Origin of the sequence: Rhodococcus sp. IEGM 1351, assembly GCF_030056875.1 — a bacterium.
In the GTDB taxonomy this organism is placed as follows: domain Bacteria; phylum Actinomycetota; class Actinomycetes; order Mycobacteriales; family Mycobacteriaceae; genus Rhodococcus_F; species Rhodococcus_F opacus.
This window is the reverse complement of the sequence record NZ_JASHKU010000020.1, coordinates 34,362-56,586: the sequence shown is the minus strand read 5'-3', so window position 1 is coordinate 56,586 and position 22,225 is coordinate 34,362. Positions and strand designations below refer to the sequence as shown.

Annotated in this window: 19 protein-coding genes and 1 tRNA gene; 16 read left to right on the top strand and 4 right to left on the bottom strand. The window is 69.1% G+C overall.

Going from position 1 to position 22,225, the window contains the following annotated elements:
- Positions 1–2 precede the first annotated feature (2 nt).
- The 4 genes from QM806_RS29250 to QM806_RS29235 are packed head-to-tail and all read left to right on the top strand — an operon-like array spanning position 3 to position 3,671.
- Entirely contained in the window at positions 3–689 is a 687-nt protein-coding gene (locus QM806_RS29250; RefSeq protein ID WP_120660734.1) for a biliverdin-producing heme oxygenase, read from the top strand.
- On the top strand, positions 686–1,726 hold the full coding sequence (locus QM806_RS29245; RefSeq protein WP_222820981.1) for a heme/hemin ABC transporter substrate-binding protein: 1,041 nt from the start codon (positions 686–688) through the stop codon (positions 1,724–1,726). Before QM806_RS29250 ends, QM806_RS29245 begins: the two co-directional genes overlap by 4 nt.
- Positions 1,723–2,796: a FecCD family ABC transporter permease gene (locus QM806_RS29240; RefSeq protein WP_005256362.1), complete on the top strand. Its 1,074-nt coding sequence runs from the start codon at positions 1,723–1,725 to the stop codon at positions 2,794–2,796. Before QM806_RS29245 ends, QM806_RS29240 begins: the two co-directional genes overlap by 4 nt.
- Complete coding sequence (locus QM806_RS29235; RefSeq protein ID WP_283293705.1) at positions 2,793–3,671, top strand: heme ABC transporter ATP-binding protein; 879 nt, start codon at positions 2,793–2,795, stop codon at positions 3,669–3,671. Before QM806_RS29240 ends, QM806_RS29235 begins: the two co-directional genes overlap by 4 nt.
- 10 nt (positions 3,672–3,681) lie before the next feature.
- Here QM806_RS29235 and QM806_RS29230 read toward each other — a convergent pair whose 3' ends face one another.
- A complete protein-coding gene (locus QM806_RS29230; protein ID WP_005243085.1) occupies positions 3,682–4,035 on the bottom strand; it encodes a hypothetical protein in 354 nt (117 codons plus the stop codon).
- 184 nt (positions 4,036–4,219) lie between these two features.
- Between QM806_RS29230 and QM806_RS29225 the strand changes: the two genes are divergently transcribed.
- From QM806_RS29225 to QM806_RS29215, 3 genes are read left to right on the top strand one after another with little or no spacing between them, the layout of a single operon-like run.
- A complete protein-coding gene (locus tag QM806_RS29225) occupies positions 4,220–5,230 on the top strand; it encodes a YncE family protein (RefSeq protein WP_043787368.1) in 1,011 nt (336 codons plus the stop codon).
- On the top strand, positions 5,231–5,470 hold the full coding sequence (locus QM806_RS29220; protein WP_005243088.1) for a DUF5703 family protein: 240 nt from the start codon (positions 5,231–5,233) through the stop codon (positions 5,468–5,470). It begins immediately after the preceding gene.
- 10 nt (positions 5,471–5,480) lie between these two features.
- A complete protein-coding gene (locus QM806_RS29215; protein WP_005256369.1) occupies positions 5,481–6,551 on the top strand; it encodes a quinone-dependent dihydroorotate dehydrogenase in 1,071 nt (356 codons plus the stop codon).
- 76 nt (positions 6,552–6,627) lie between these two features.
- Here QM806_RS29215 and QM806_RS29210 read toward each other — a convergent pair whose 3' ends face one another.
- Together QM806_RS29210 and QM806_RS29205 are read right to left on the bottom strand one after the other, a co-directional pair.
- Positions 6,628–7,158, bottom strand: a complete 531-nt coding sequence (locus tag QM806_RS29210; RefSeq protein WP_005243092.1) for a YbhB/YbcL family Raf kinase inhibitor-like protein — start codon at positions 7,156–7,158, stop codon at positions 6,628–6,630.
- 34 nt (positions 7,159–7,192) lie between these two features.
- Complete coding sequence (locus tag QM806_RS29205) at positions 7,193–8,545, bottom strand: M20/M25/M40 family metallo-hydrolase (protein ID WP_120660733.1); 1,353 nt, start codon at positions 8,543–8,545, stop codon at positions 7,193–7,195.
- 111 nt (positions 8,546–8,656) lie between these two features.
- Here QM806_RS29205 and QM806_RS29200 point away from each other — a divergent pair.
- From QM806_RS29200 to QM806_RS29160, 9 genes are all read left to right on the top strand, one after another.
- Positions 8,657–8,742: transfer RNA gene (locus tag QM806_RS29200), tRNA-Leu, on the top strand.
- A 72-nt stretch (positions 8,743–8,814) separates the two neighbouring features.
- Entirely contained in the window at positions 8,815–10,269 is a 1,455-nt protein-coding gene (locus tag QM806_RS29195) for an SDR family NAD(P)-dependent oxidoreductase (RefSeq protein WP_007299021.1), read from the top strand.
- Positions 10,270–10,374: 105 nt separating this feature from the next.
- Positions 10,375–10,791, top strand: a complete 417-nt coding sequence (locus QM806_RS29190; RefSeq protein ID WP_005243098.1) for a universal stress protein — start codon at positions 10,375–10,377, stop codon at positions 10,789–10,791.
- Positions 10,792–10,868: 77 nt separating this feature from the next.
- Complete coding sequence (locus QM806_RS29185) at positions 10,869–11,273, top strand: DUF2784 domain-containing protein (protein ID WP_005256373.1); 405 nt, start codon at positions 10,869–10,871, stop codon at positions 11,271–11,273.
- Positions 11,274–11,308: 35 nt separating this feature from the next.
- Entirely contained in the window at positions 11,309–12,553 is a 1,245-nt protein-coding gene (locus QM806_RS29180; protein ID WP_120660732.1) for a saccharopine dehydrogenase family protein, read from the top strand.
- Positions 12,554–12,815: 262 nt separating this feature from the next.
- Positions 12,816–13,781: a sulfite exporter TauE/SafE family protein gene (locus tag QM806_RS29175; protein ID WP_005243104.1), complete on the top strand. Its 966-nt coding sequence runs from the start codon at positions 12,816–12,818 to the stop codon at positions 13,779–13,781.
- Positions 13,782–13,912: 131 nt separating this feature from the next.
- Positions 13,913–16,096: a malate synthase G gene (locus QM806_RS29170; RefSeq protein WP_283293699.1), complete on the top strand. Its 2,184-nt coding sequence runs from the start codon at positions 13,913–13,915 to the stop codon at positions 16,094–16,096.
- A gap of 191 nt (positions 16,097–16,287) precedes the next feature.
- Positions 16,288–18,018: a substrate-binding domain-containing protein gene (locus QM806_RS29165; protein ID WP_259465784.1), complete on the top strand. Its 1,731-nt coding sequence runs from the start codon at positions 16,288–16,290 to the stop codon at positions 18,016–18,018.
- Complete coding sequence (locus tag QM806_RS29160; protein ID WP_283293697.1) at positions 18,015–19,169, top strand: metallophosphoesterase; 1,155 nt, start codon at positions 18,015–18,017, stop codon at positions 19,167–19,169. Before QM806_RS29165 ends, QM806_RS29160 begins: the two co-directional genes overlap by 4 nt.
- A 45-nt stretch (positions 19,170–19,214) precedes the next feature.
- On the opposite strand, the gene gcvP is transcribed toward QM806_RS29160, so the two are convergent.
- Complete coding sequence (gcvP, locus tag QM806_RS29155; RefSeq protein WP_265146155.1) at positions 19,215–22,067, bottom strand: aminomethyl-transferring glycine dehydrogenase; 2,853 nt, start codon at positions 22,065–22,067, stop codon at positions 19,215–19,217.
- Between the last annotated feature and the right edge of the window lie 158 nt (positions 22,068–22,225).

Sequence of the window (22,225 nt, the reverse complement as noted above, 5' to 3'; positions counted from 1 at the left end):
CCATGACCACGCTGAACGAGGCCGACGCGGCCGACCGCCGAACCGTCGGCTTCGCCGAGCGCATCAAGGCCGGGACGGACGCCGCTCACCGGGAGACCGAGCAGTCCCGGTTCGTCGGAGCCCTCCTCGCCGGTGAACTCACCTCGGACGGCTACGCCGAACTGCTCGCACAGACGTACCTCGTCTACCGCGAACTCGAGGACGCCGGGCGCACCCACACCGGCAACCCCGTCGCGTCGCCGTTTCTCCACGACGAACTGCTGCGGGTCCCGTCGTTGGAAGCGGATCTCGAGTTCCTGCGCGGGTCGTCGTGGCGCGAGACCGTGTCCGCGCTGCCCGCCACCACCCGCTACGTGGAGCGGCTCCGCGAGGTGGCGTACGAGTGGCCCGCCGGTTTCGTTGCGCACCACTACATCCGGTACATGGGAGACCTGTCCGGTGGGCAGATCATCCGGCGCATGCTCGAACGCGCCTACGGGTACACCACCGACGGCCTGCAGTTCTACATCTTCGACGACATCCCGAAACCGAAGGTGTTCAAGGACACCTACCGCGCGAAACTCGACGCCGCGCCCCTGACTCCGGAGGACCAGCAACGGGTGATCGACGAGGTCAACTTCGCCTACCGTCTCAACGGCGACCTGTTCGCCGCCCTCGAAGCGGACATCGACCGGTACCTCGCACGATGAGATCGGTGTTCCGGACCCGCACGGACAGGTTGCTGTTCGCCGTTCTCGTCCTGCTTCTCGTGTCCGCGGTGGGGGTGTCGGCGTGCGCTTCCGGCGCCGGTGACAGCGCCGGCGGCACCGGCGGTGCGCGCACGGCGGTCCTCGACGACCTGAATCCCGAACCTCTCGCGTCCCCCGCCACGCCGGTGCTGCCCGTCACGGTCCGCAGTTTCGACGGGGTGGACGTGACGATCACGGACGCGAGCCGGATCGTGACCGCGGACCGCTACGGAACGCTCACCGAGACGGTCTTCGCGCTCGGACTCGGTGACAACGTGGTGGGCCGGGACATCGCCTCCGAGTTCCCCGCCGCACAGGACGTGCCGGTGGTGACCCCCGGCGGGCAGTCCCTCAACGCCGAGGCCATCCTCGACCTGGCGCCGACGGTGATCCTCACCGACACCAGCATCGGACCGCAGGCCGTGCAGGATCAGTTGCGGGCCGCCGGAGTTCCGGTCGTCTATTTCGATCCGACGCGGACGCTCGAGGGTGTGCCCGGCCAGATCACGGCGGTGGCGGATGCGCTCGGTGTGCCCGAGCAGGGCCGCGAACTCGCGGCCCGCACCGAGAGTGAGATTGCGGCCGCCCTGAGTCGCGCCCCGCAGGGCGACGAGCCGCTGAAGATCGCGTTCCTGTATCTGCGCGGCACCGCGATCACCATGATCGGCGGCCCGGGCTCGGGTGCCGACTCGCTGATCGACGCGCTCGGCGCCGTCGACGCCGGCACCGCCTCGGGCATCACGCAGCAGTTCGCGCCGATCACCAGCGAGGCCCTGATCGCCGCCGCCCCCGACGTCCTCCTGATGATGACGGGCGGGCTCGAATCGATCGGCGGCATCGAGGGACTCGAGAAGATTCCCGGGGTGGCGCAGACTCCGGCGGGCAAGAATCAGCGCGTCGTCGACATGCAGGACGGGGTGCTGCTCAGCTTCGGCCCCAACACGGGCCGTGTTCTCGGCGCGTTGGCCGACGCCGTCTACCCGACCGCCAATCCATGACCGTCGAAGACCTCCGCGCTCCGGGTAAGCCTTCCTCACGCACTCGAACCGGTGCCGTCCTCGGCGGCCTGCTGATCGCCCTCGTTGTCGCCGCCGTGTTCTCGGCCTGCATCGGACAGGTGCCGACCGGACCAGGAGAGGTTCTCGGCAGCATCCTCCACCGCATCGGACTGGATCTCGGACCGATGCCCGCGCACCCCAGCGGTGAGGTGACGCTGTGGGAGGTCCGGTTCCCGCGGGTGGTCCTCGCCATCCTGGTCGGGGCGGCGCTCGGATGCGCGGGTGCGCTGCTGCAGGGTGTGTTCGCCAACCCGCTCGCCGAACCGGGTGTCATCGGGGTGTCGGCCGGCGCCGCGGTCGGCGCCAGCGCCGCCATCGTGGTCGGCGGCGCGTTCGCGGCCGGGTGGACGGTAGCCGCGGCCGCATTCGTCGCCGGACTGATCACCACCGTCGCCGTCTACGTCCTCGCCCGGCACGAGGGCCGCACCGAGGTGGTCACCCTCGTCCTCACCGGTGTGGCGGTCAACGCGTTCGCCGGCGGCCTCATCGCCTTCTTCACGTTCGTCGCGTCCCCCGCGGCGCGCGATCAGATCGTCTTCTGGCAATTGGGCAGCCTCAACGGGGCCACCTGGAACGCGGTCGCGGTGGTGGCGCCGATGACCGTCGCCGGGATCGCCGCCACGATGATGATCGCCGGGAAACTCGACCTGCTGTCCCTCGGCGAGAGCGCGGCCCGGCACCTCGGCCTCGACGTCGAGCGGCTGCGTCAGATCGCCGTGCTGATCGTCGCCCTGCTCGTCTCGTCCAGCGTCGCCTTCACCGGCATCATCCTGTTCGTCGGACTGGTGGTCCCGCACCTGATGCGCATCGCCGTCGGGCCCGGCCACCGGGCCCTGATTCCGGCGAGCGCGCTGTGCGGCTCGCTCGTGCTGCTCCTCGCCGACCTGGGCGCCCGGTCGCTCGTGGCGAACGCGGACCTCCCGCTCGGCATGCTGACAGCCCTCGTCGGCGGGCCGTTCTTCTTCTGGTTGCTGCGCCGCACCCGGGCCAGCCAGGGTGGGTGGGCATGAGTCCGGCATCCCGCTCTCTCCGCACCCGCATCGGCGAAGCCATCGAGCAGAGCCTGTTCCGACGGACCGACCCGATGCCCCCGCCGCGCTCCTCGGGGGCCGTGACGCTGCGGGCGGACGGCATCGCGGTCACCCGCGGGGGCAGGCCCGTGCTCGAGGACGTCTCCGTGGACGTGCGGATCGGGGAGGTCCTCGTTCTCGTCGGCCCCAACGGGGCGGGCAAGTCGACGCTCCTCGCGGCGCTGTCGGGCGATCAGGACGTGCATTCGGGAACCGTGCACCTCGACGACCGGAACCTCGGTGACTGGACGGCGCTCGAGATGGCTCAGCGCCGCGCGGTCCTCCCCCAGCAGAACACTGTCGGATTCTCGTTCACCGCCCGTCAGGTGATCACGATGGGCCGCTCACCGTGGGCACGCACACCCCGCTCCGACGACGACGCCGCCGCCATCGCCGAGGCCATGCGGATCTGCGACGTCGTGGCGTTCGCCGACCGGCCGTTCACGGCGCTCTCGGGTGGCGAACGTGCCCGGGTGGCACTGGCGCGGGTGCTCGCGCAGCGCACCGAGACGATCCTGCTCGACGAGCCCACTGCCGCCCTCGACCTCGGCCACCAGGAGACCGTGATGCGTCTCGCCCGCTCCCGTGCGGAGCAGGGCACCGCGGTGGTGGTCGTCCTCCACGACCTCGCGCTCGCCGCCGCGTACGCGGACCGGATCGTGGTCCTCGAGCAGGGACGCGTCGCCGCCGACGGGCCTCCCGGCGACGTCCTGTCCGAGGAATTGCTGACCCGGGTGTACGGGCACCCCGTCGAGGTCATCGAGCACCCGGTGACCGGTGCGACCCTCGTCCTCCCCCGCCGCGATCAGCGCTAGACCGCGGGGTTCACAGCCCGTCGATGACCGCGCCGAGGCGGCTGAGCACCGCACGCACGGTGATTCCGTCCTCCGGCCCTGCCACGTGGGAATCGGGATCGGACACGGCATCTCTCACGACGGCGACGATGCTGCGCTCATCGGTCAGGTCGATCTCCCGGACCGAGCGTCGCGCCGACGCCACGATGTCGTCGGGAGCCGGGACCTCGGTTTCGACGTCGGCGCGGTAGACCTCGACGTGCATCGTGCTCTTGCGCACCCGGAATGCGTAGGAGTTACCTTCTGCGGTCCGGCCGAAGCCGTGTGCGTGCGGTCCTACCGAGATGTCTTCGACGGTGAACGTCGGTGTTTCGGGTATTTCCACGGTCTTCTCCTCGATGACCTGGGCCGGCGATCGGAAGACCGCCGGGCGCGGGGTCGATGTTTCTCACGGTATCGCCTCGGCACCCGCTCGGCACCGACCGCATTCGTGGGCGTTTCGCGGATCAGGGATGCTTGTGGGCAGTTGTACAGGTGTAGGTCGATGAGAGAACCCCGAGGAGCAGCACATGGGTAGACCGGGAGCGCGCGTCGTCGCCTCGTGTATCGGAGTCGCATTTCTACTGGTCACGGGCTGTTCGTCGAACTCCGACGAGGATCAGGCAATCACGATCGCGCCCGCGAGTGCCGCACAGTCCCCGGCCCAGAACACCACGCCTGCGGGTGTCGTCCACCCTCTCGGACTGCCCATCGAGTCCACCACATTCGACCCCGAGACCCGCACGACCGTCGTCCTGGGCGGCGAAGGCAACCAGGTCCTGCTGTTCCCGGCGGGGGATTTCACAGCGCCTCCGCGGGTGATTCCGCTGGACGACACCGTCGCCCAGGTCTCCCTCGCCCCCGGCGGTGTGGCGTTACTCGCCATGAACACGCAGGTAGGACGCCTGGACCTGCGAACCGGCGAGCTGGTGTTCGTCCCGGCCGACGGCGACGTCCGATCGGTCGCCCAACTGCCCGACGGGCGGCTGGCGATGGGCCTGGGCAATGGCGAGATTCACATCGTGAACACCGACACGAACGAGTCACAGGTGATCGGCGGTCTCACGTCCGTCGACGGGCTTGCCGTCGTCGGCGACTCACTCACCGCCCTCGACCGTGGTCAGACGTCCGTCACCGCCATCGACGTCCCCGCTGCCGCGCTCGGTGTCGCGCTGCGCGCCGGGGAAGGCGCGACGCAGCTCACGACCGATCACTACGGACGGATCCTCGTCACCGACACCACCGGTGACGAACTGCTCGCCTACACCACCGACACACTGATGCTCCGCCAGCGGTTCCCCGCCGGGCTCGCGCCGTACGCCGTCGCCTACGACGACACCGCCGACCGGGCGTGGGTCACGCTGACCGAGACCAACGAAGTGGTCGGATTCGACCTGTCGAGCGGTGTCGGCGTGGAAACGGCACGGTATCCCACCGTCCGGCAGCCGAACTCTGTCACTGTGGATACCGTGAACGGTGACCTCCTGATCGGTTCCGCGACGGGAGACGGCCTGCAGCAGATCCCGACGAGGAGTTCGTAGATGGCATCGCATTCACGTCGACTCCCCTCCGGGTGGGAGATCGAATCCGAGGACTTCGAGTACGTGCCGCTCCGGCTGCCACCCGACGTCACCCGCATCAGCGCTTCGATGAGGTTGGCCATCCAGGCGGAGTTCGGTGGCTGGGAGCTGTCCCGGGTCCGCCTGTACTCCGACGGTAGCCGCCGTGTGCTGCTCAAACGAAGGAAGACCGCTCACCATGTCCCCGACCCCGCAATCTAGGGAGACCTCCTTGTACCACCTGCTCTTACGGGTGATGTTCCGCGTTCCTCCGGAGCGGATTCATCACCTGGCCTTCGCTGCGATGCGCCTGGTCACGCGGTTCTCGCCGCTGCGTCAGCTCGTCGGCAAGGTTCTCGTCGTGGACGATCCGGTACTGCGGAACACCGTGTTCGGACTCGACTTCCCGGCGCCGCTCGGTCTGGCCGCCGGGTTCGACAAGGATGCGACCGGCGTCGACGCGTGGGGTCCCCTCGGCTTCGGGTTCGCCGAGGTGGGCACCGTCACCGCCCAGGCCCAGCCCGGCAACCCGGCTCCCCGCCTGTTCCGGCTGCCCGCGGACCGCGCCCTGATCAACCGGATGGGTTTCAACAACCACGGCGCAGGCAATGCCGCGAACCACCTCCGTCAGCGCCGGGCCGGTGTCCCGATCGGCGCGAACATCGGCAAGACCAAGATCGTCGACGCCGCGGACGCCCCGGCCGATTACACGGCGAGCGCGCAACTACTGGGCCCGCTGGCCGATTTCATGGTGGTCAACGTCAGCTCACCGAACACCCCGGGACTGCGGGACCTGCAGGCCGTCGAATCTCTCCGGCCTCTCCTGCGTGCCGTTCTCGACTGCGTTACCGTCCCGGTTCTGGTGAAGATCGCCCCCGACCTGTCCGACGACGACGTCGACGCGGTCGCGGATCTCGCGCTCGAACTCGGCCTGGCTGGCATCGTCGCGACCAACACCACCATCCGCCGAGACGGGCTGAACACCCCGGACGACGAGGTGTCCGCGATCGGCGCGGGCGGGTTGTCGGGACCTCCGGTCGCCGAACGATCCCTCGAGGTCCTCCGCCGCCTGCACGCGCGGGTAGGTGATCGCCTGGTGCTGATCTCCGTCGGCGGCATCGAGACGGTCGACCAGGCGTGGGAACGGATCCTGGCCGGGGCGTCGCTCGTGCAGGGTTACACCGGCTTCATCTACGGCGGGCCGTTCTGGGCTCGCCGCATCCACAAGGGGCTGGCCCGGAAGGTGCGCGAGGCCGGCTACTCCTCCGTCGCCGATGCGGTCGGCGCCGGCGCCGTGCGCTGACACGGACCGTACACAGACCGGTGGCCGGCGAATCCCGAGGATTCGCCGGCCACCCACGTCTTCCGGAGCTACCGAGCTACTGCTCGTACGTCCCCTGGATCTTCGCGCGAGCGATCGCATGCGAGAACAGGTTGAAACCCAGGAACGCCGGCGTCGAGTCGGCGGTGACCCCATCGAGAGTCTCCACGTCGAGCGCGTGGACCACGAAGATGTAGCGGTGCGGTCCGTGCCCTTCCGGCGGGGCCGCGCCGAGGAAACGACGCAATCCGGCGTCGTTCTTCAGCGTGATCGCACCGCTCGGCAGCCCGGTTCCGTCGTCGTCGCCTGCGCCGCTCACCAGCGTGGTCGTGTCGGCCGGAATGTTGGCGACCGCCCAGTGCCAGAATCCGGACGCCGTCGGCGCGTCGGGGTCGTACACCGTCACCGCGAAGCTCTTGGTCTCGGCGGGGAACCCCGACCACGACAGCTGCGGCGAGTTGTCGTAGCCGCCGGCGCCGAAGATTCCGCTGACCTGTTCCTTGTTCAGCGGCTGTCCGTCGGTGACGTCGGTGGAGGTCAGCTCAAAACTCGGCAGGTCGGGAAGTGCCTCGTACGGGTCGTGTGACATGCGGTTCCTCTCTTGTCGCGTATCGGTTCTCGGATCAGCTGTGGAGCAGAAAATGTTCCAGCACGCGTGTACCGAACAGTAGTGCGTCGACCGGTACCCGTTCGTCGACACCGTGGAACAGCGCGCTGAAATCCAGGTCGGCGGGCAGCTGCAGCGGAGCGAACCCGAAGCACCGGATGCCGAGCTTCGCGAACGCCTTGGCGTCGGTTCCACCCGACAGCATGTAGGGCACGGTCCGGGCACCGGGATCGTGCGCGAGAATCGCGTCGTTCATGGCGTCCACGAGATGTCCGTCGAACGTCGTCTCGTAGGAGTCGAGTTTCGTGATCCATTCGCGCTGGACGTCCGGCCCGATGAGCTCGTCGACCGCCGCCTCGAACTCGGCCTGCCTGCCAGGCAGGATCCGGCAGTCGACGACCGCCTCCGCGGTCTGCGGGATGACGTTGGCCTTGTAGCCGGCCGAGAGCATGGTCGGGTTCGCGGTGTCGCGGAGGGTGGCGCCGATGATGTTGGCGATGGTGCCGAGTTTCGCGAGGGTGCCGTCGAGGTCGGGCGACTTCGGGTCGAAGTCGAGTCCGGTCTCCTCACCCGCCGCTTCGAGGAATTCGGCCACCGAATCGGAGATGACCAACGGGAACGTGTGCGCACCCAGCCGGGCGACCGCCTGCGCCAGGATGGTGACGGCGTTGTCGGTGTGCAGGAACGAGCCGTGCCCGGCGCGACCCTTGGCCGTCAGCCGCATCCATCCGAGACCCTTCTCGGCGGTCTCGACGAGATAGAGCCTGCGGTCGGTGCCGTCCGGTCGCGGAACGGTCAGGGAGAAACCGCCGACCTCACCGACCGCCTCCGTGACACCCTCGAACAGATCGGGCCGATTCTCGACGAGCCACTGGCAACCGTACTTGCCACCGGCCTCCTCGTCGGCGACGAAGGCGAACACGAGGTCGCGGGGAGGAACGATCCCCTCGGCCTTGAACTGGCGGGCGACCGCCAGTATCATCCCGACCATGTCCTTCATGTCGACGGCGCCGCGACCCCAAACGTAACCGTCCTCGACGGCTCCGGAGAACGGGTGCACACGCCAGTCGGCGGGCTCGGCGGGAACGACGTCGAGGTGGCCATGCAGCATGAGGGAGCCGCGGTCGGGGTTCGAGCCCTTCAGCCGGGCGAACACGTTGCCGCGGCCCGGTGCACCCGACTCCACGTACGCGGTCTCGTAGCCCACTTCCTGCAGCTGGGCCGCCACCCACTCCGCACACTCGCGTTCGCCCTTCGTCGTGGCGAGCTCTCCGGTGTTGGACGTGTCGAAGCGGATCAGTGAACTGACGAGATCCACGACTTCGGCTTCGGCGCGACCCTGGCCTGGGGTTTCCTGTGTAGTTGGCACTCCACGTTCCTACCACCGCAGCAGCGGAAACGCTCAGGTGAGAGGGGCGATTTGGGCCGTGGCGGTTCATCGGTTAATCTTTTGCAGCACCCAGCAAATGGGGGCAAGCAAGTCCGAGTGGCGGAATGGCAGACGCGCTAGCTTGAGGTGCTAGTGTCCTATTAACGGACGTGGGGGTTCAAGTCCCCCCTCGGACACTCTGAGTTGAGACAGACGAAAAGGCCCCGGTTCATCGAACCGGGGCCTTCTTCGTGAGAGGGCGAAGTTCGATGGGTGAAACAACGACGACGATCGATCCGGCGGATCTCGAGATCTGCCTGAAGGTTCTCGATCAGGCGGCGGAACTCGACGACGCGGATCCCGACTCCGTCACGGTCCAGCGCGCCGTCGGTCACCTCTTCAAGAAATTGAAGAAACGCAGGCGACTCGCGGCCCGCGACGCCGTCTCCGAGGCCGACCGTCAGGTCGTCGCCGCCACCGCGACGGGTTCCCCCGATCGGATCGACGACGAGACCGCGGGCATCCCGCTCACGTCGAACGCCGACGGCGCATCCGCGGGCACCCTCATCCGACCCCGCCCGTGCTACATCTGCAAGCAGCGTTACACCCGGGTCGACGCCTTCTATCACCAGCTGTGCCCCGACTGCGCGGCCAAGAGCCGCGCCAAGCGGGACGCGCGCGCCGACCTCACCGGCCGCCGGGCGCTGCTGACCGGCGGTCGCGCCAAGATCGGCATGTACATCGCCCTGCGGTTGCTCCGCGACGGAGCCCACACGACGATCACGACACGTTTCCCCAACGACGCCATCCGCCGGTTCAAGGCGATGGAGGACAGCAGCGAGTGGATCCACCGGCTGCGTGTCGTCGGTATCGATCTGCGCGACCCGGCGCAGGTCGTCGCGCTGGCCGACTCCGTTGCCGCGCAGGGCCCGCTGGACATCCTGATCAACAACGCCGCGCAGACGGTGCGGCGCTCCCCCGGCGCCTACAGCGCGCTGGCGGACGCGGAGTCCGGGGCCCTTCCCTCGGGCGACCTGCCCGACGTCCTGACGTTCGGCAAGACGAGCGACGCCCACCCGGCGGCACTCGCCGGTTCACTGTCCGACGTGTCCGCGATGGCGGGCGCCGCACTGTCCCCCGACGCGGTGAGTTCGCTCGCACTGGTCGCGAAGTCGGCATCCCCCGATCGCATCGACCAGGGTCTCGCGATCGACGCCGGCGGACTCCTGCCCGACCTCGCGCACACGAACAGCTGGGTCCAGACGGTCGAGGAAGTCGACCCGATCGAGCTGCTCGAGGTGCAGTTGTGCAACTCGGTCGCCCCGTTCATCCTCGTGTCCCGGCTGCGGCCCGCGATGGCGGCGGCAGGCGCCCGCCGCAAGTACGTGGTGAACGTCTCCGCGATGGAGGGCCAGTTCAGCCGCGCCTACAAGGGTCCGGGGCATCCGCACACCAACATGGCGAAGGCCGCGCTGAACATGCTCACCCGCACCAGCGCCAAGGAGATGCTCGAGGACGGCATCCTCATGACCGCGGTGGACACCGGGTGGATCACCGACGAGCGGCCGCATTACACCAAGATGCGCCTGGCCGACGAGGGCTTCCACGCCCCTCTCGACTTGGTCGACGGTGCCGCCCGTGTCTACGACCCGATCGTCCAGGGCGAGCAGGGCGTCGATCTGCACGGCTGCTTCCTGAAGGACTACGAGCCCTCACCCTGGTGATCGAGCACCGCTCGGATCTCCGTACGAGAGCATCGACACAGCCGGAGCACACTCCGGCACGGGGATAATAGGGGTCGTACCGATACCTGCAAATGGAGGCGTTTCATGGCGATAGCCGTTGTCCACCGAGACAGCCCGGAAGGCCGGGCGGCCATCGTTCACGCCGCCCGTGAGGCTGTGCAACGACGGGAACAGCTGCTCGTCCTCCACGTCCTCGACGACGACCCCGGCCAGGACGCCGAGTCCGACCGGTCCGCCCTGCGCGCCGAGATCCAGGCCACGCTCGAGAGTGGCGGGGTCGGCGAGTCGTCGTGGGAGCTGCGCACCAACGAGCACGACGGTGATCAGGTGAGCGCTCTGCGCGCGCTGGTCGACAGCAGCGGCGCGGATCTGCTCGTCGTGGGTACCCGGCGCATGTCCCCGATCGGCAAGTTCCTCCTGGAACGATGGCTGCAACGCCTCCTTCTCGAGGTCGACATTCCGATCCTGGTGGTCAAGGAAGACGTGCGCGGCACCGCCTGAGCCCGTTACCCGGCGGACCCGGCCGGGCGACGCCTACGATGGCGTATGGGGGAAATTCGGATGTCAGGGGTGCATCGATGGGGAGCGTCTTCTACGAGGTCGTCGCCGACGCCACTGCCGTCGCACACCTGATCTTCATCCTCTACGTCGTGTGCGGTGGGTTTCTCGCCTGGCACTGGCCGCGCACCATCGCCCTCCACCTCGCCGCGGTGGCCTGGGGATTCACCGGCGTCCTCGTCGGCATCGACTGCCCGCTGACCCACCTGGAGAGCTGGGCCCGGGTCCGCGCCGGGCAGGACCCGCTCCCCTCGTCCGGGTTCATCTCCCACTACCTCACCGGGGTCGTCTACCCGGAATCCGCCGCGGGAGCGATCCAAACTCTCGTCGCGCTCGGTGTCGTCACCTCGTGGGTCGGCTACGTCGTCCTGCGGCTCCGCACCCGGGTACCCCTCGCACCCACCCACCCCGGTACCGGACTCTGAGCTCCCGCTTCCCTACCGCCGAGTAGGGTCGTGCCATGACAGACAACGCACGTGAATTGGATCTCGTCGTCTACGGGGCCACCGGCTTCGTCGGCAAACTTCTCGCCGACTATCTCGCACAGCACACTCCGGACGGCGTGCGGATCGCGCTCGCGGGGCGGACAGCCGCCAAACTCGAAGCGGTGCGGTCCGCGCTCGGTCCGCGCGCGGCGCAGTGGCCCGTCATCGTCGCGAACTCCGACGACGCCGCGTCGCTCGCAGCCCTCGCGGGACGCACCCGGGTGGTCGCGACGACGGTCGGGCCGTACGCCAAGTACGGACATGCCCTCGCCGCGGCATGCGCCGAGGCGGGCACCGACTACGTCGACCTCACCGGAGAGGTGCTGTTCGCCCGCGAGAGCATCGACGCCAACCACGATCGGGCCCGCGAGACCGGCGCCCGGATCGTCCACTCCTGCGGGTTCGACTCCATTCCGTCCGACCTCGGGGTGCACGTCCTGTACGAGAAGGTCCGGGAGGACGGCGCCGGCGAACTCACCGACACCACCCTGGTGGTCACGTCCGTGCGCGGCGGCGTCAGCGGCGGCACGATCGATTCGCTGCGCACACAGGTGGACGTGTCGAAGAAGAATCCGGCGTCGCGGCATCTCGCGGCGTCGCCGTACTCGCTGAGCCCCGACCGCTCGAAGGAACCGGACCTCGGCAAGCAGTCCGACATGAGCGTGGTCAACGGCGAGGACATCGCACCCGGCCTGAAGGGGTGGAAGGCCCCCTTCTTCATGGGTCCCTACAACACCCGGGTCGTGCGGCGCAGCAACGCGCTCCGCGACTGGGCCTACGGTCGGGAGTTCAAGTACCGCGAGGTCATGAACGTCGGAAGCTCCCCGATCACACCGGTGATCGCGGGTGCGGTGGCGGCCGGCCTCGGCGGGTTGATCGTCGGAATGGCCCTCCCGCCCACCCGGTACGTCCTCGACCGCGTTCTGCCCTCACCGGGCGACGGCCCCAGCGAAGAGGCGCAGCGCAAGGGCCACTTCACCATCGACGTGTACACGACCACCACCACGGGCGCGCGCTACACGTCGCGAGTGAAGGCGAAGGGCGATCCCGGATACAGCGCCACCGCGGTGATGCTCGGCGAATCCGCGCTGAGCCTCGTCCTCGGCGGCGACGCACTGCCGGATTCGGCCGGCGTCCTCACCCCCGCCACGGCACTCGGCGACGTCCTGGTGACACGGCTGCGCGACGTGGGCTTCGAGATCTCTGCGCGAAAACTGTGAGCGGTTGGGCGCGTGTGAAGATGACACGCGCCCACCCCTCCAGCTAGTGTCGAACCTTGTGCGCGGACGGCCGCGCATGCGACGAGAGATGTGGGAGTCCGAGTGAACGGCACGAGCGCGCAGGCAGGCCCCGCGGCCTCGCTCGCCCTCATGCCCTTCTGGCCCTCCCGCCGAGGCCATGCCTTCGACCAGGGATGTTGCTGACCAGCCTGCTCGCTGGTCTTTGCTGCCCTGACGGTTCGCTCTCTCGGTCGGAGTCTCGATGTTCAAGCTCTTGATTTTCACGCTGGTCGGCGTGGGTGCCCAGTTGGTCGACGGCGCTCTCGGCATGGCCTTCGGCGTGACTGCGACCACCCTGCTCGTGTTCAGCGGCGTCGGACCGGCACACGCCAGCGCAGCAGTGCATTTCGCCGAGGTCGGTACGACGCTCGCCTCCGGTGCGTCGCACTGGCGGTTCCGCAACATCGACTGGGCTCTCGTACTGCGCCTGGGTGTCCCCGGCGCCATCGGTGCGTTCCTCGGTGCGACGGTGCTGTCCCAGTTGTCGACGGCCGCCGCCGTCCCCGTGACGTCGACGATCCTGCTGGCGATCGGTGTGTACGTCCTGCTCCGCTTCTCCATCCGCCCTCCCGCCGTCAACGACGCCCGGACGTCGCCGCACACGGCGAAGTTCCTGTCACCGCTCGGACTGTTCGGTGGATTCATCGACGCGAGCGGCGGCGGCGGCTGGGGGCCGATCACCACCAGCACGCTGCTCTCGCGCGGCAAGACCGCACCGCGCACCGTCATCGGTTCGGTCAGCGCGTCGGAGTTCCTGGTGTCCGCCGCGGCCAGCATCGGGTTCATCTTCGGTCTCGGCAGCGACTTCTTCGACAACATCCCCATCATCGCGGGGCTGGCTCTCGGCGGCATTATCGCCGCACCGCTCGCCGCCTGGCTCGTCAGCCGGGTGCCCGCGACCCTTCTGGGAACCGGCGTCGGCGGCATCATCATCATCACCAACGCGCAGAAGCTGTTCAAGACGTTCGACGTCACCGGCGTCGCCGCCACCCTCGGGTACCTCGCTCTCGTTGCGGTGTGGGCCGGACTGCTGGTCGTCGCCTGGCGTCGTTCCCGTCTCAGCGCGGCAGAGGCCGCTGGCGATCTGCACCGGATCGACGCCGAGAACGACACGCCCGTCGAGTCGGAAGCCCCGTCCCTCGAGCCGTCCACCGGCGAGAAGGCCTGACCTCACCTCCCGCCCTCACCTCGGGGCGAACCTCCGCAGGACATCCGGCCACGCCGCTTACCAGCGGGTAACATTGGGTGCGGTTCATGGCACCCGTCCGGTGCTCCAAGTGCGGAACAGTGAGGCATTTCATGACTGAGCGTGTTGAGGTCGGCGGTCTGCAGGTCGCGAAGGTGCTCTACGACTTCGTGAACGAGGAGGCGCTGCCGGGGACCGGGGTGGACGTCGACGGGTTCTGGTCGGGTGCGGCGAAGGTGATCGACGATCTGGCGCCGAAGAACACGGCGCTGCTGTCCACCCGCGACGACCTGCAGGCGCGGATCGACGGCTGGCACCGCGACCGGGCCGGTGCCGTGATCGACCCGGCCGAGTACAAGGCGTTCCTGACCGAGATCGGGTATCTGGTGCCCGAACCGGCCCCGTTCGAGGTGTCCACGGCGAACGTGGACACCGAGATCACCGCCACCGCCGGACCGCAGCTGGTGGTCCCGGTCCTCAACGCCCGCTTCGCGCTGAACGCCTCCAACGCGAGGTGGGGGTCGTTGTACGACGCCCTGTACGGCACCAACGCCATCCCCGACGACGGCGGCGCGGAGGCGGGCGCCTCCTACAACAAGGTCCGCGGCGACCGGGTCATCGCCTGGGCCCGCACCTTCCTCGACACCGCCGCCCCCCTCGCGACCGGGTCGCACGCCGACGCCGCCGCCTACACCGTCGACGGCACCGCCCTGACCGTGCAGCTCGCCGACGGCACGATCACCGGCCTCGCCGAGCCGGGCAAGTTCGTCGGCTACCTCGGCACCCCGGCCGCCCCGACCAGTGTGCTGCTGCGCAACCACGGGTTGCACGCGGAAATCCAGATCGACCCCACCTCCCCGATCGGCCAGACGGACGCGGCGGGGGTCAAGGATGTGGTGCTCGAATCCGCGGTCACCACCATCATGGACTTCGAGGACTCCGTCGCCGCCGTCGACGCCGACGACAAGGTGATCGGCTACCGCAACTGGCTCGGCCTCAACCGCGGGGACCTGACCGAGGAGATGACCAAGGGCGGCACGGCGTTCACCCGCCGGCTGAACCCGGACCGGGTCTACACCGCCCCGGACGGGTCCGAGCTCACCCTGCACGGGCGGTCGCTGCTGTTCGTCCGCAACGTCGGGCATTTGATGACCACCCCGGCGATCCTGCACGGCGACGGCACCGAAATCCCGGAGGGCATCCTCGACGCCCTGATCACCTCCCTGTGCGCGGTCCACGGGCTGTCCCGGTCCGAGGCGACGGGGCCGTTGGACAACTCCCGCACCGGGTCGATCTACATCGTCAAACCCAAGCAGCACGGCCCCGACGAGGTCGCGTTCACCACCGAACTGTTCGGCCGCGTCGAGCAGGTCCTCGGCCTGCCCGGCAACACCCTCAAGGTCGGCATCATGGACGAGGAACGCCGCACCACCGTCAACCTCGCCGCCTGCATCAAGGAAGCCAGTGAGCGGGTGGTGTTCATCAATACCGGGTTCCTCGACCGCACCGGCGACGAGATCCACACCTCGATGGAGGCCGGGCCGATGATCCGCAAGGCCGAGATGAAGAAGCAGACCTGGATCACCGCCTACGAGGACTGGAACGTCGACGTCGGGCTCGCCTGCGGGTTGCAGGGGCGGGCGCAGATCGGCAAGGGCATGTGGGCGATGACCGAGCTGATGGCCGAGATGCTCGAGCAGAAGATCGGCCACCCCAAGGCCGGCGCGAACACCGCGTGGGTGCCGTCCCCGACCGGGGCCACCCTGCACGCCACCCACTACCACCAGGTCGACGTCGTCGCCGTCCAGAACCGGCTCGAGGGCACCCGGCGGGCCACCCTCGACGAGATCCTCACCATCCCCCTCGCCCCCGACACCGACTGGTCCGAGGCGGAGAAGCAGGAAGAACTCGACAACAACTGCCAGTCCATCCTCGGGTACGTGGTCCGCTGGATCGACGCCGGCGTCGGCTGCTCCAAGGTCCCCGACATCCACGACGTCGCCCTGATGGAGGACCGCGCCACCCTCCGCATCTCGTCGCAGTTGCTGGCGAACTGGATCCGGCACGGTGTGGTCACCGCCGACCAGGTCGTGCAATCGCTGCAGCGGATGGCCCCCGTGGTGGACCGGCAGAACCAGGGCGATCCCACCTACCGGCCGCTGGCCCCGGACTTCGACACCAACATCGCCTTCCAGGCCGCGAAGGAACTCATCCTCGACGGCACCCGCCAGCCCTCCGGCTACACCGAACCGATCCTGCACCGCCGCCGCCGCGAATACAAAGCAGCCAACGCCTGACCCGGTCGCCCCACGTGAGTGGCGAAGCGTGCCCCGGCACGCTTCGCCACTCACGTGTCAGGCCGGGGTGATCCTGCGCATCACTACACTGCGAGGGTCAACGTCGAACTCGTCGGACAGGGGCTGGAAAGCACGTGGGGCAGCATCGCGGCGAATCGCGCGCCAGGGGTATCAGCAGGGGGCCTTTGATCGTGCTCGGTCTCGTCGTCGTGCTCGTGCTGGGCGTGGTGGGCTGGTTCCAGTTGCGTGACCGGATCAACGATCAGGGAGTGGCCGCCGCGGGCGCCTGCGTCGAAGGCGAATCCGTACTCGCGGTCGCGGCGGATCCCGATATCGCACCCCAGCTGCAGACGCTTGCCGACCATTTCACGGAGACGGCGCCGGTGATACGCGATCAATGCGTGTCGGTGACGGTCACTGCCGTCGCGTCCGACACCGTGCGCGACGCCTTGTCCGCGGGGCCGGACGGCCCGTGGGACGCAGCGGCACTCGGACCTCGCCCCGCTCTGTGGATTCCGTCCAGCTCGCATTCCGTCAAGCAGGTGTCGGCAACCGGCGTCATCAGCGGCGAAGCGCGTCCCGTGGCGACCAGCCCGGTGGTGCTCGCGGTCCGGACGGCGTTCGCGAATGCGCCGGGCACGCCGGCGATCGACTGGAAGGACTTGCCGTCACTGCAGACCGGCCGCGATTCCCTCGCGGCTCTCGGTCTGCCGGGCTGGGGCAGCCTGGGCATGGCGCTCCCCGTCGGCCCCGGCGCCGAGAGTACGGAGATGGCAGTCGAGGCGGTCGCGGCCGCGGTCACGGGAAGCAGCACGGGTCCGGTGACGGAGGAGCAGGCACGTTCCGCTCCGGTCACGTCGGCACTCACCGGTCTGGCGCTCGGCTACGAGGCGTCGTCGGGGACGAAGCCCGCGACGACGCGGGAGGCACTCACCGCGCTGGCCGAGCAGGGCGATCCCGCGACCTCCGACGTCCACGCGGTCGCGGCTACCGAACAGCAGGTCTACCAGGCCCTGCGCGACGCACCCGGAGCCGACATCACCACATCGATGCCGAAAGGCCCGACACCCGTGGCAGATCACCCGGCGGCCGTCCTGGCCGGCCCATCCGTCGACGAGACGCAGAGCCGCGCCGCCGCGCAGTTCGCGGAGTTCGTCCGTCGACCCGAACAGGCGCAGGTCCTGGCCGACGCAGGATTCCGGGTCGAGGGACTGGCCCGCCCCGACGACACCGCGCTGGCCTTTCCCGGTTTCGAATCCACCCTGGTTCCCGCGGATGCGGCGGCTGCGGCCGAGCTGATGCACGTGATCCGGAATCCGATCACGCCCCGCACCTCCACCGTCCTGCTCGATGTTTCCAGCTCGATGGGTGAGCGCGAGGGAACGGCGACGCGCCTGGCGAACACGACGGCAGCGCTCGCAGCCCACGTCGACCGTGCTCCGGACTCGTCGAACCTCGGACTGTGGGAGTACAGCACGACACTCGACGGGTCGCGCCCGTACACGACCGTGGTCGCGACCGGTCCGCTCTCGGCGGGCGGTTTCACCGAGGGCACCCGCAGGCAGGCCCTCGACGCCCGGCTCGCCAGGGCGACACCCGCCACCGGAACCTCCACGTACACGGCGCTCGAAGCTGCCTACAAGAGTGCGGTCGACGGATACACGCCGGGCCTCACCAACTCGGTGCTGCTCGTCACCGACGGCGCCAACGACGACTCCGTCGCGCGCGCGGATCTGCTGTCGGCCATCGCCGCGGCCTCGAACACGTCGAAGCCGGTGCGCATCGACGTGGTGACGATCGGCGAGAATTCCGACCTCAACACGTTGCAGGCGTTGGCCGATCGCACCGGCGGGTCGCTGGAGAAGGTCGCATCCTCGGAGGGAGCGGCCTTGCCGACCGCGATCAGCAGGCTGCTGTCGTGACGAGGCTCCTGGTCTTCGCGGTCTTCCTCGCACTCGTCAGCTGGTGGCTCCACAGGCGACTCGTCCGGGCCACCGGGCTCGGCCGTCCCTGGTCGGTGGTCGTCGACGTGACCCTCGTGGTCCTGTGGGTTCTCGCGGTCATCGGCGTCGGCAGCGGCGAAGCCTTCGACCCGGGATGGGCGCGTCCCCCGGGGTGGGTGGGCTGGGTGTGGCTCGGCGCGATGTTCTATCTGGTGCTCGGGCTTCTGCTGGTCGCACTGGTATCACTGCTGACGCGGCTGTTCGGCCGCCTGCGCGGTACCGGAAACGGCGAACAGGTCGATCTGTCACGGCGGCGCGGCCTTCGCATCGCCACCGCCGTCGTCGTGGTGGGTGCCGTCGGCGCCGCCGGCTACGGGGTGTCGGAGGCCGCGCGGCCGCGGATCGTGCGGGTTCGGGTGCCGCTGAAACGTCTCCCCGCCGAGTTCGACGGTGTGCTTGTGGCGCTCGTGTCCGACCTCCACGTCGGCCCGGCGCGAGGAGTGGATTTCACTCGGCGTGTCGTCGATTTGGTGAACGCGGAGCAGCCGGATCTCGTCGCGATCGCGGGCGATCTGGTCGACGGGACCGTCGCGAAGGTATCGCCCGATCTGCAACCGCTCGGCGACGTCGAGGCCCCGCTCGGGGTGTTCGGTGTCAGCGGCAATCACGAGTTCTACGCCGACGACGGTGGCCGATGGCTGGACGTGTGGGACCGACTGGGCATCCGGACGCTGCGCAACGAGCGCGCGACGATCACCCGAGGCGGCGCCACTCTCGACATCGCGGGCATCCACGACTACTCCTCGCCCGCCCCGTACGAACCCGATCTATCCGCCGCGCTCGCCGGACGCGATCCGTCGACGTTCGTCGTGCTGCTCGCGCACGAACCGCGGCAGGCACTGGAAGCGTCCGACCTCGGTGTCGACCTGCAACTGTCGGGGCACACCCACGGTGGGCAGATGTGGCCGCTGGGTTATCTGGTGCCGCTGCAGCAGCCGTCGGTGACGGGACTGGACCGCATCGGGAACACCGTCCTGTACACCACTCGCGGTGTGGGCACGTGGGGGCCGCCCGTGCGCGTGGCCGCCCCACCGGAGATCACGATCCTCGAGCTGGTGCGCGAGGACTGAGCGAGCGATGCCCGCCCCGCGTGAGCAGGCCGGGCATCGTCGGTGTCAGGCGCCTTCGAACGCGGAGATCGGCGGGCAGGAGCACACGAGGTTGCGGTCGCCGTGCGCGCCGTCGATGCGCCGGACCGCCGGCCACACCTTCGGCCGTGCCTTGCCGCGGGGGAACACCGCCGTCTCACGGGTGTAGGGGTGGTTCCACTCCGCTGCGAGGCATCCGGCCGTGTGCGGGGCGCCGCGCAACGGGTTGTCGTCCACCGGCCACTCCCCCGCACCCACGCGGTCGATCTCGGCGCGGATCGCGATCATCGCCTCACAGAAGGCGTCGATCTCTTCGAGGTTCTCGCTCTCGGTGGGCTCCACCATCAGGGTGCCCGCCACCGGGAAGCTCATCGTCGGTGCGTGGAAACCGTAGTCGGCGAGGCGCTTTGCGACGTCGTCCACGGTCACACCGGTGTCCTTGGTGATCGGCCGGAGGTCGAGGATGCACTCGTGGGCCACCATTCCCCCCTCGCCGGTGTAGAGGACGGGGAAGTACTCGTCCAGGCGGCGCGCGATGTAGTTGGCCGAGGCGATGGCGGTCAGGCTTGCGCGACGCAGCCCGACGGCGCCCATCATCCGGATGTACGCCCACGTGATCGGGAGGATCGACGCACTGCCGTACGGGGCCGCCGAGATCGGTCCGGCGGTGCCGAGTTCGGGTGCGAGCGGATGTCCGGGCAGGAACGGCGTGAGGTGGGACCGCACACCGATCGGACCGACACCGGGGCCACCGCCACCGTGCGGGATGCAGAACGTCTTGTGCAGGTTGAGGTGGCTCACGTCGCCGCCGAACCGGCCGGGACGGGCCAGGCCGACCAGGGCGTTGAGGTTGGCGCCGTCGACATACACCTGGCCGCCGGCGTCGTGGACGACAGCGCAGATGTCGGCGATCTCGTGCTCGTACACACCGTGCGTGGACGGGTAGGTGATCATGATCGCGGCGAGACGCTCGGCATGGTCGGCGATCTTCGCCCGCAGGTCGTCCAGGTCCACGTCACCGTTCGGGCGGCACCCGACGACCTCGACGCGCATCCCGGCCATGACCGCGGATGCGGCGTTGGTGCCGTGGGCGCTCGACGGGATGAGGCACGTGTCGCGGTGGTCGTCTCCGCGGCTGAGGTGGTAGTTGCGGATCGCGAGCAGCCCCGCGTACTCGCCCTGGCTACCGGCATTCGGCTGCAGGCTGACCGCGTCGTAGCCGGTGACGGCGACGAGCCAGTTCTCGAGGTCCTTGATGATGCGGAGAATTCCCGGTGTGTCCCCGGTCGGCGCGAACGGGTGCAGTCCGGCGAACGCGGGCCAGGTGATCGCCTCCATCTCGGCGGTGGCATTGAGCTTCATCGTGCAGGAACCGAGCGGGATCATGCTGCGGTCGAGTGCGATGTCCTTGTCGGACAACGCCCGCAGGTAGCGCAGCATCGCCGTCTCGGTGCGGTACCGGGTGAACGCCTCGTGCTGCAGGTAGTCGGATCCGCGGAGCTGCGAGTCGGGGACGGACGTGCCCGCGTCCTCGGTCACGGCGCCTTCGCCGCCGAACGCGGCCAGCACGTGGGCGACGTCGTCGGCGGTGGTGGCTTCGTCGCACGCGATGGCGACGTGATCGGCGTCGACGAGCCGCAGGTTGATGCCCGCGTCCTTCGCCTTCGCCACCACGTCCGCCGCCCGGCCGTCGACTCGCACGAGAATGGTGTCGAAGAAGTGCTCGTGGACGACGACCGCCCCGGTCTTGCGGAGCGCGGCCGCCAGGGAGTGCGCCGTGTTCGCGACGCGCAGGGCGATCGCCTTCAGTCCCTCGGCGCCGTGGTAGCTGGCGTACATGGCCGCCAGAATCGCCAGCAGCACCTGTGCGGTGCAGATGTTCGACGTCGCCTTCTCGCGGCGAATGTGCTGCTCCCGGGTCTGCAGCGCCAGCCGGTACGCCTTGTCACCGTCGGCGTCGACGGAGACGCCCACCAGACGCCCGGGGAGTTGACGTGCGTGCTTGGTGTGCACGGCGAGGTAGCCGGCGTGCGGGCCACCGAAGCCCATGGGGACACCGAACCGCTGGGTGGTGCCGAAGCAGGCGTCGGCCCCGATCTCGCCGGGCGGGGTGAGGAGGGTGAGCGCCAGCAGATCTGCCCCGACGGCGACCAGTGCGCCGCGCTCGTGGGCGGCGGCGATCACATCGGTGTAGTCGACGATGCGGCCGGACCCGCCGGGCATCTGCGCGAGGACGCCGAAGAAGTCACCGTCCGGCAGGCCGGCGGACAGGTCGGCCACCACGATCTCGATGCCGAGCGGCTCGGCCCGGGTCTCGACGACGGCCAGCGTCTGCGGGAACAGGTCGGCGTCGACGACGAACCGCGGGGACTTGCTCTTGCTCGCCCGGCGCAGCAGTGTCATCGCCTCGGCGGCGGCGGTGGCCTCGTCGAGCATCGACGAGTTGGCGACCTCCATGCCGGTCAGGTCGGCGACCATCGTCTGGAAGTTGAGGAGGGCTTCGAGGCGGCCCTGGCTGATCTCGGGCTGGTACGGCGTGTAGGCCGTGTACCAGGCCGGGTTCTCGATGATGTTCCGGATCAGGACCGGCGGGGTGAGGGTGTCGTAGTAGCCGAGACCGATCATGGACGTCGCCACGGTGTTCTGCGCGGCGAGTGCGGACAGTTCGGCGAGCGCTTCGTGCTCGGACACCGGTGCGGGCAGTGAGTCGAGGCCGTCGGCGATGCCGCCCGTGACCCCGTCCAGGATGACGGCGGGGACGGCCTTCGATGCGAGGTCGTCGAGCGAATCGGCTCCGACCAGCTCGAGGATGTGCGCGAGTTCCGCAGCGTTCGGGCCGACATGACGATCGGCGAATGTACGGCTTCCAGCGTCGATCACGACAACTCCCAAGCAGTTCGGAGGATCAGGACACGCCCCGCGTAGCGGAACGTCCCTCCCCCTCTGTCGCCTGCTCGAGTCGAGCGCCTGAGAGATTCGGTACCGTCGTTCACGTGTGAAGACGGCCCTTTCCCCGTGGGCGGGTGGGTGCTCCCACC

What these genes read in the sequence shown, in the direction of transcription:
- QM806_RS29250 (WP_120660734.1), top strand. Translation starts at nt 3, where the DNA reads ATGACCACGCTGAACGAGGCCGACGCGGCCGACCGCCGAACCGTCGGC.
- QM806_RS29245 (WP_222820981.1), top strand. Translation starts at nt 686, where the DNA reads ATGAGATCGGTGTTCCGGACCCGCACGGACAGGTTGCTGTTCGCCGTT.
- QM806_RS29240 (WP_005256362.1), top strand. Translation starts at nt 1,723, where the DNA reads ATGACCGTCGAAGACCTCCGCGCTCCGGGTAAGCCTTCCTCACGCACT.
- QM806_RS29235 (WP_283293705.1), top strand. Translation starts at nt 2,793, where the DNA reads ATGAGTCCGGCATCCCGCTCTCTCCGCACCCGCATCGGCGAAGCCATC.
- QM806_RS29225 (WP_043787368.1), top strand. Translation starts at nt 4,220, where the DNA reads ATGGGTAGACCGGGAGCGCGCGTCGTCGCCTCGTGTATCGGAGTCGCA.
- QM806_RS29220 (WP_005243088.1), top strand. Translation starts at nt 5,231, where the DNA reads ATGGCATCGCATTCACGTCGACTCCCCTCCGGGTGGGAGATCGAATCC.
- QM806_RS29210 (WP_005243092.1), bottom strand. Translation starts at nt 7,158, where the DNA reads ATGTCACACGACCCGTACGAGGCACTTCCCGACCTGCCGAGTTTTGAG.
- QM806_RS29195 (WP_007299021.1), top strand. Translation starts at nt 8,815, where the DNA reads ATGGGTGAAACAACGACGACGATCGATCCGGCGGATCTCGAGATCTGC.
- QM806_RS29190 (WP_005243098.1), top strand. Translation starts at nt 10,375, where the DNA reads ATGGCGATAGCCGTTGTCCACCGAGACAGCCCGGAAGGCCGGGCGGCC.
- QM806_RS29185 (WP_005256373.1), top strand. Translation starts at nt 10,869, where the DNA reads ATGGGGAGCGTCTTCTACGAGGTCGTCGCCGACGCCACTGCCGTCGCA.
- QM806_RS29180 (WP_120660732.1), top strand. Translation starts at nt 11,309, where the DNA reads ATGACAGACAACGCACGTGAATTGGATCTCGTCGTCTACGGGGCCACC.
- QM806_RS29175 (WP_005243104.1), top strand. Translation starts at nt 12,816, where the DNA reads ATGTTCAAGCTCTTGATTTTCACGCTGGTCGGCGTGGGTGCCCAGTTG.
- QM806_RS29170 (WP_283293699.1), top strand. Translation starts at nt 13,913, where the DNA reads ATGACTGAGCGTGTTGAGGTCGGCGGTCTGCAGGTCGCGAAGGTGCTC.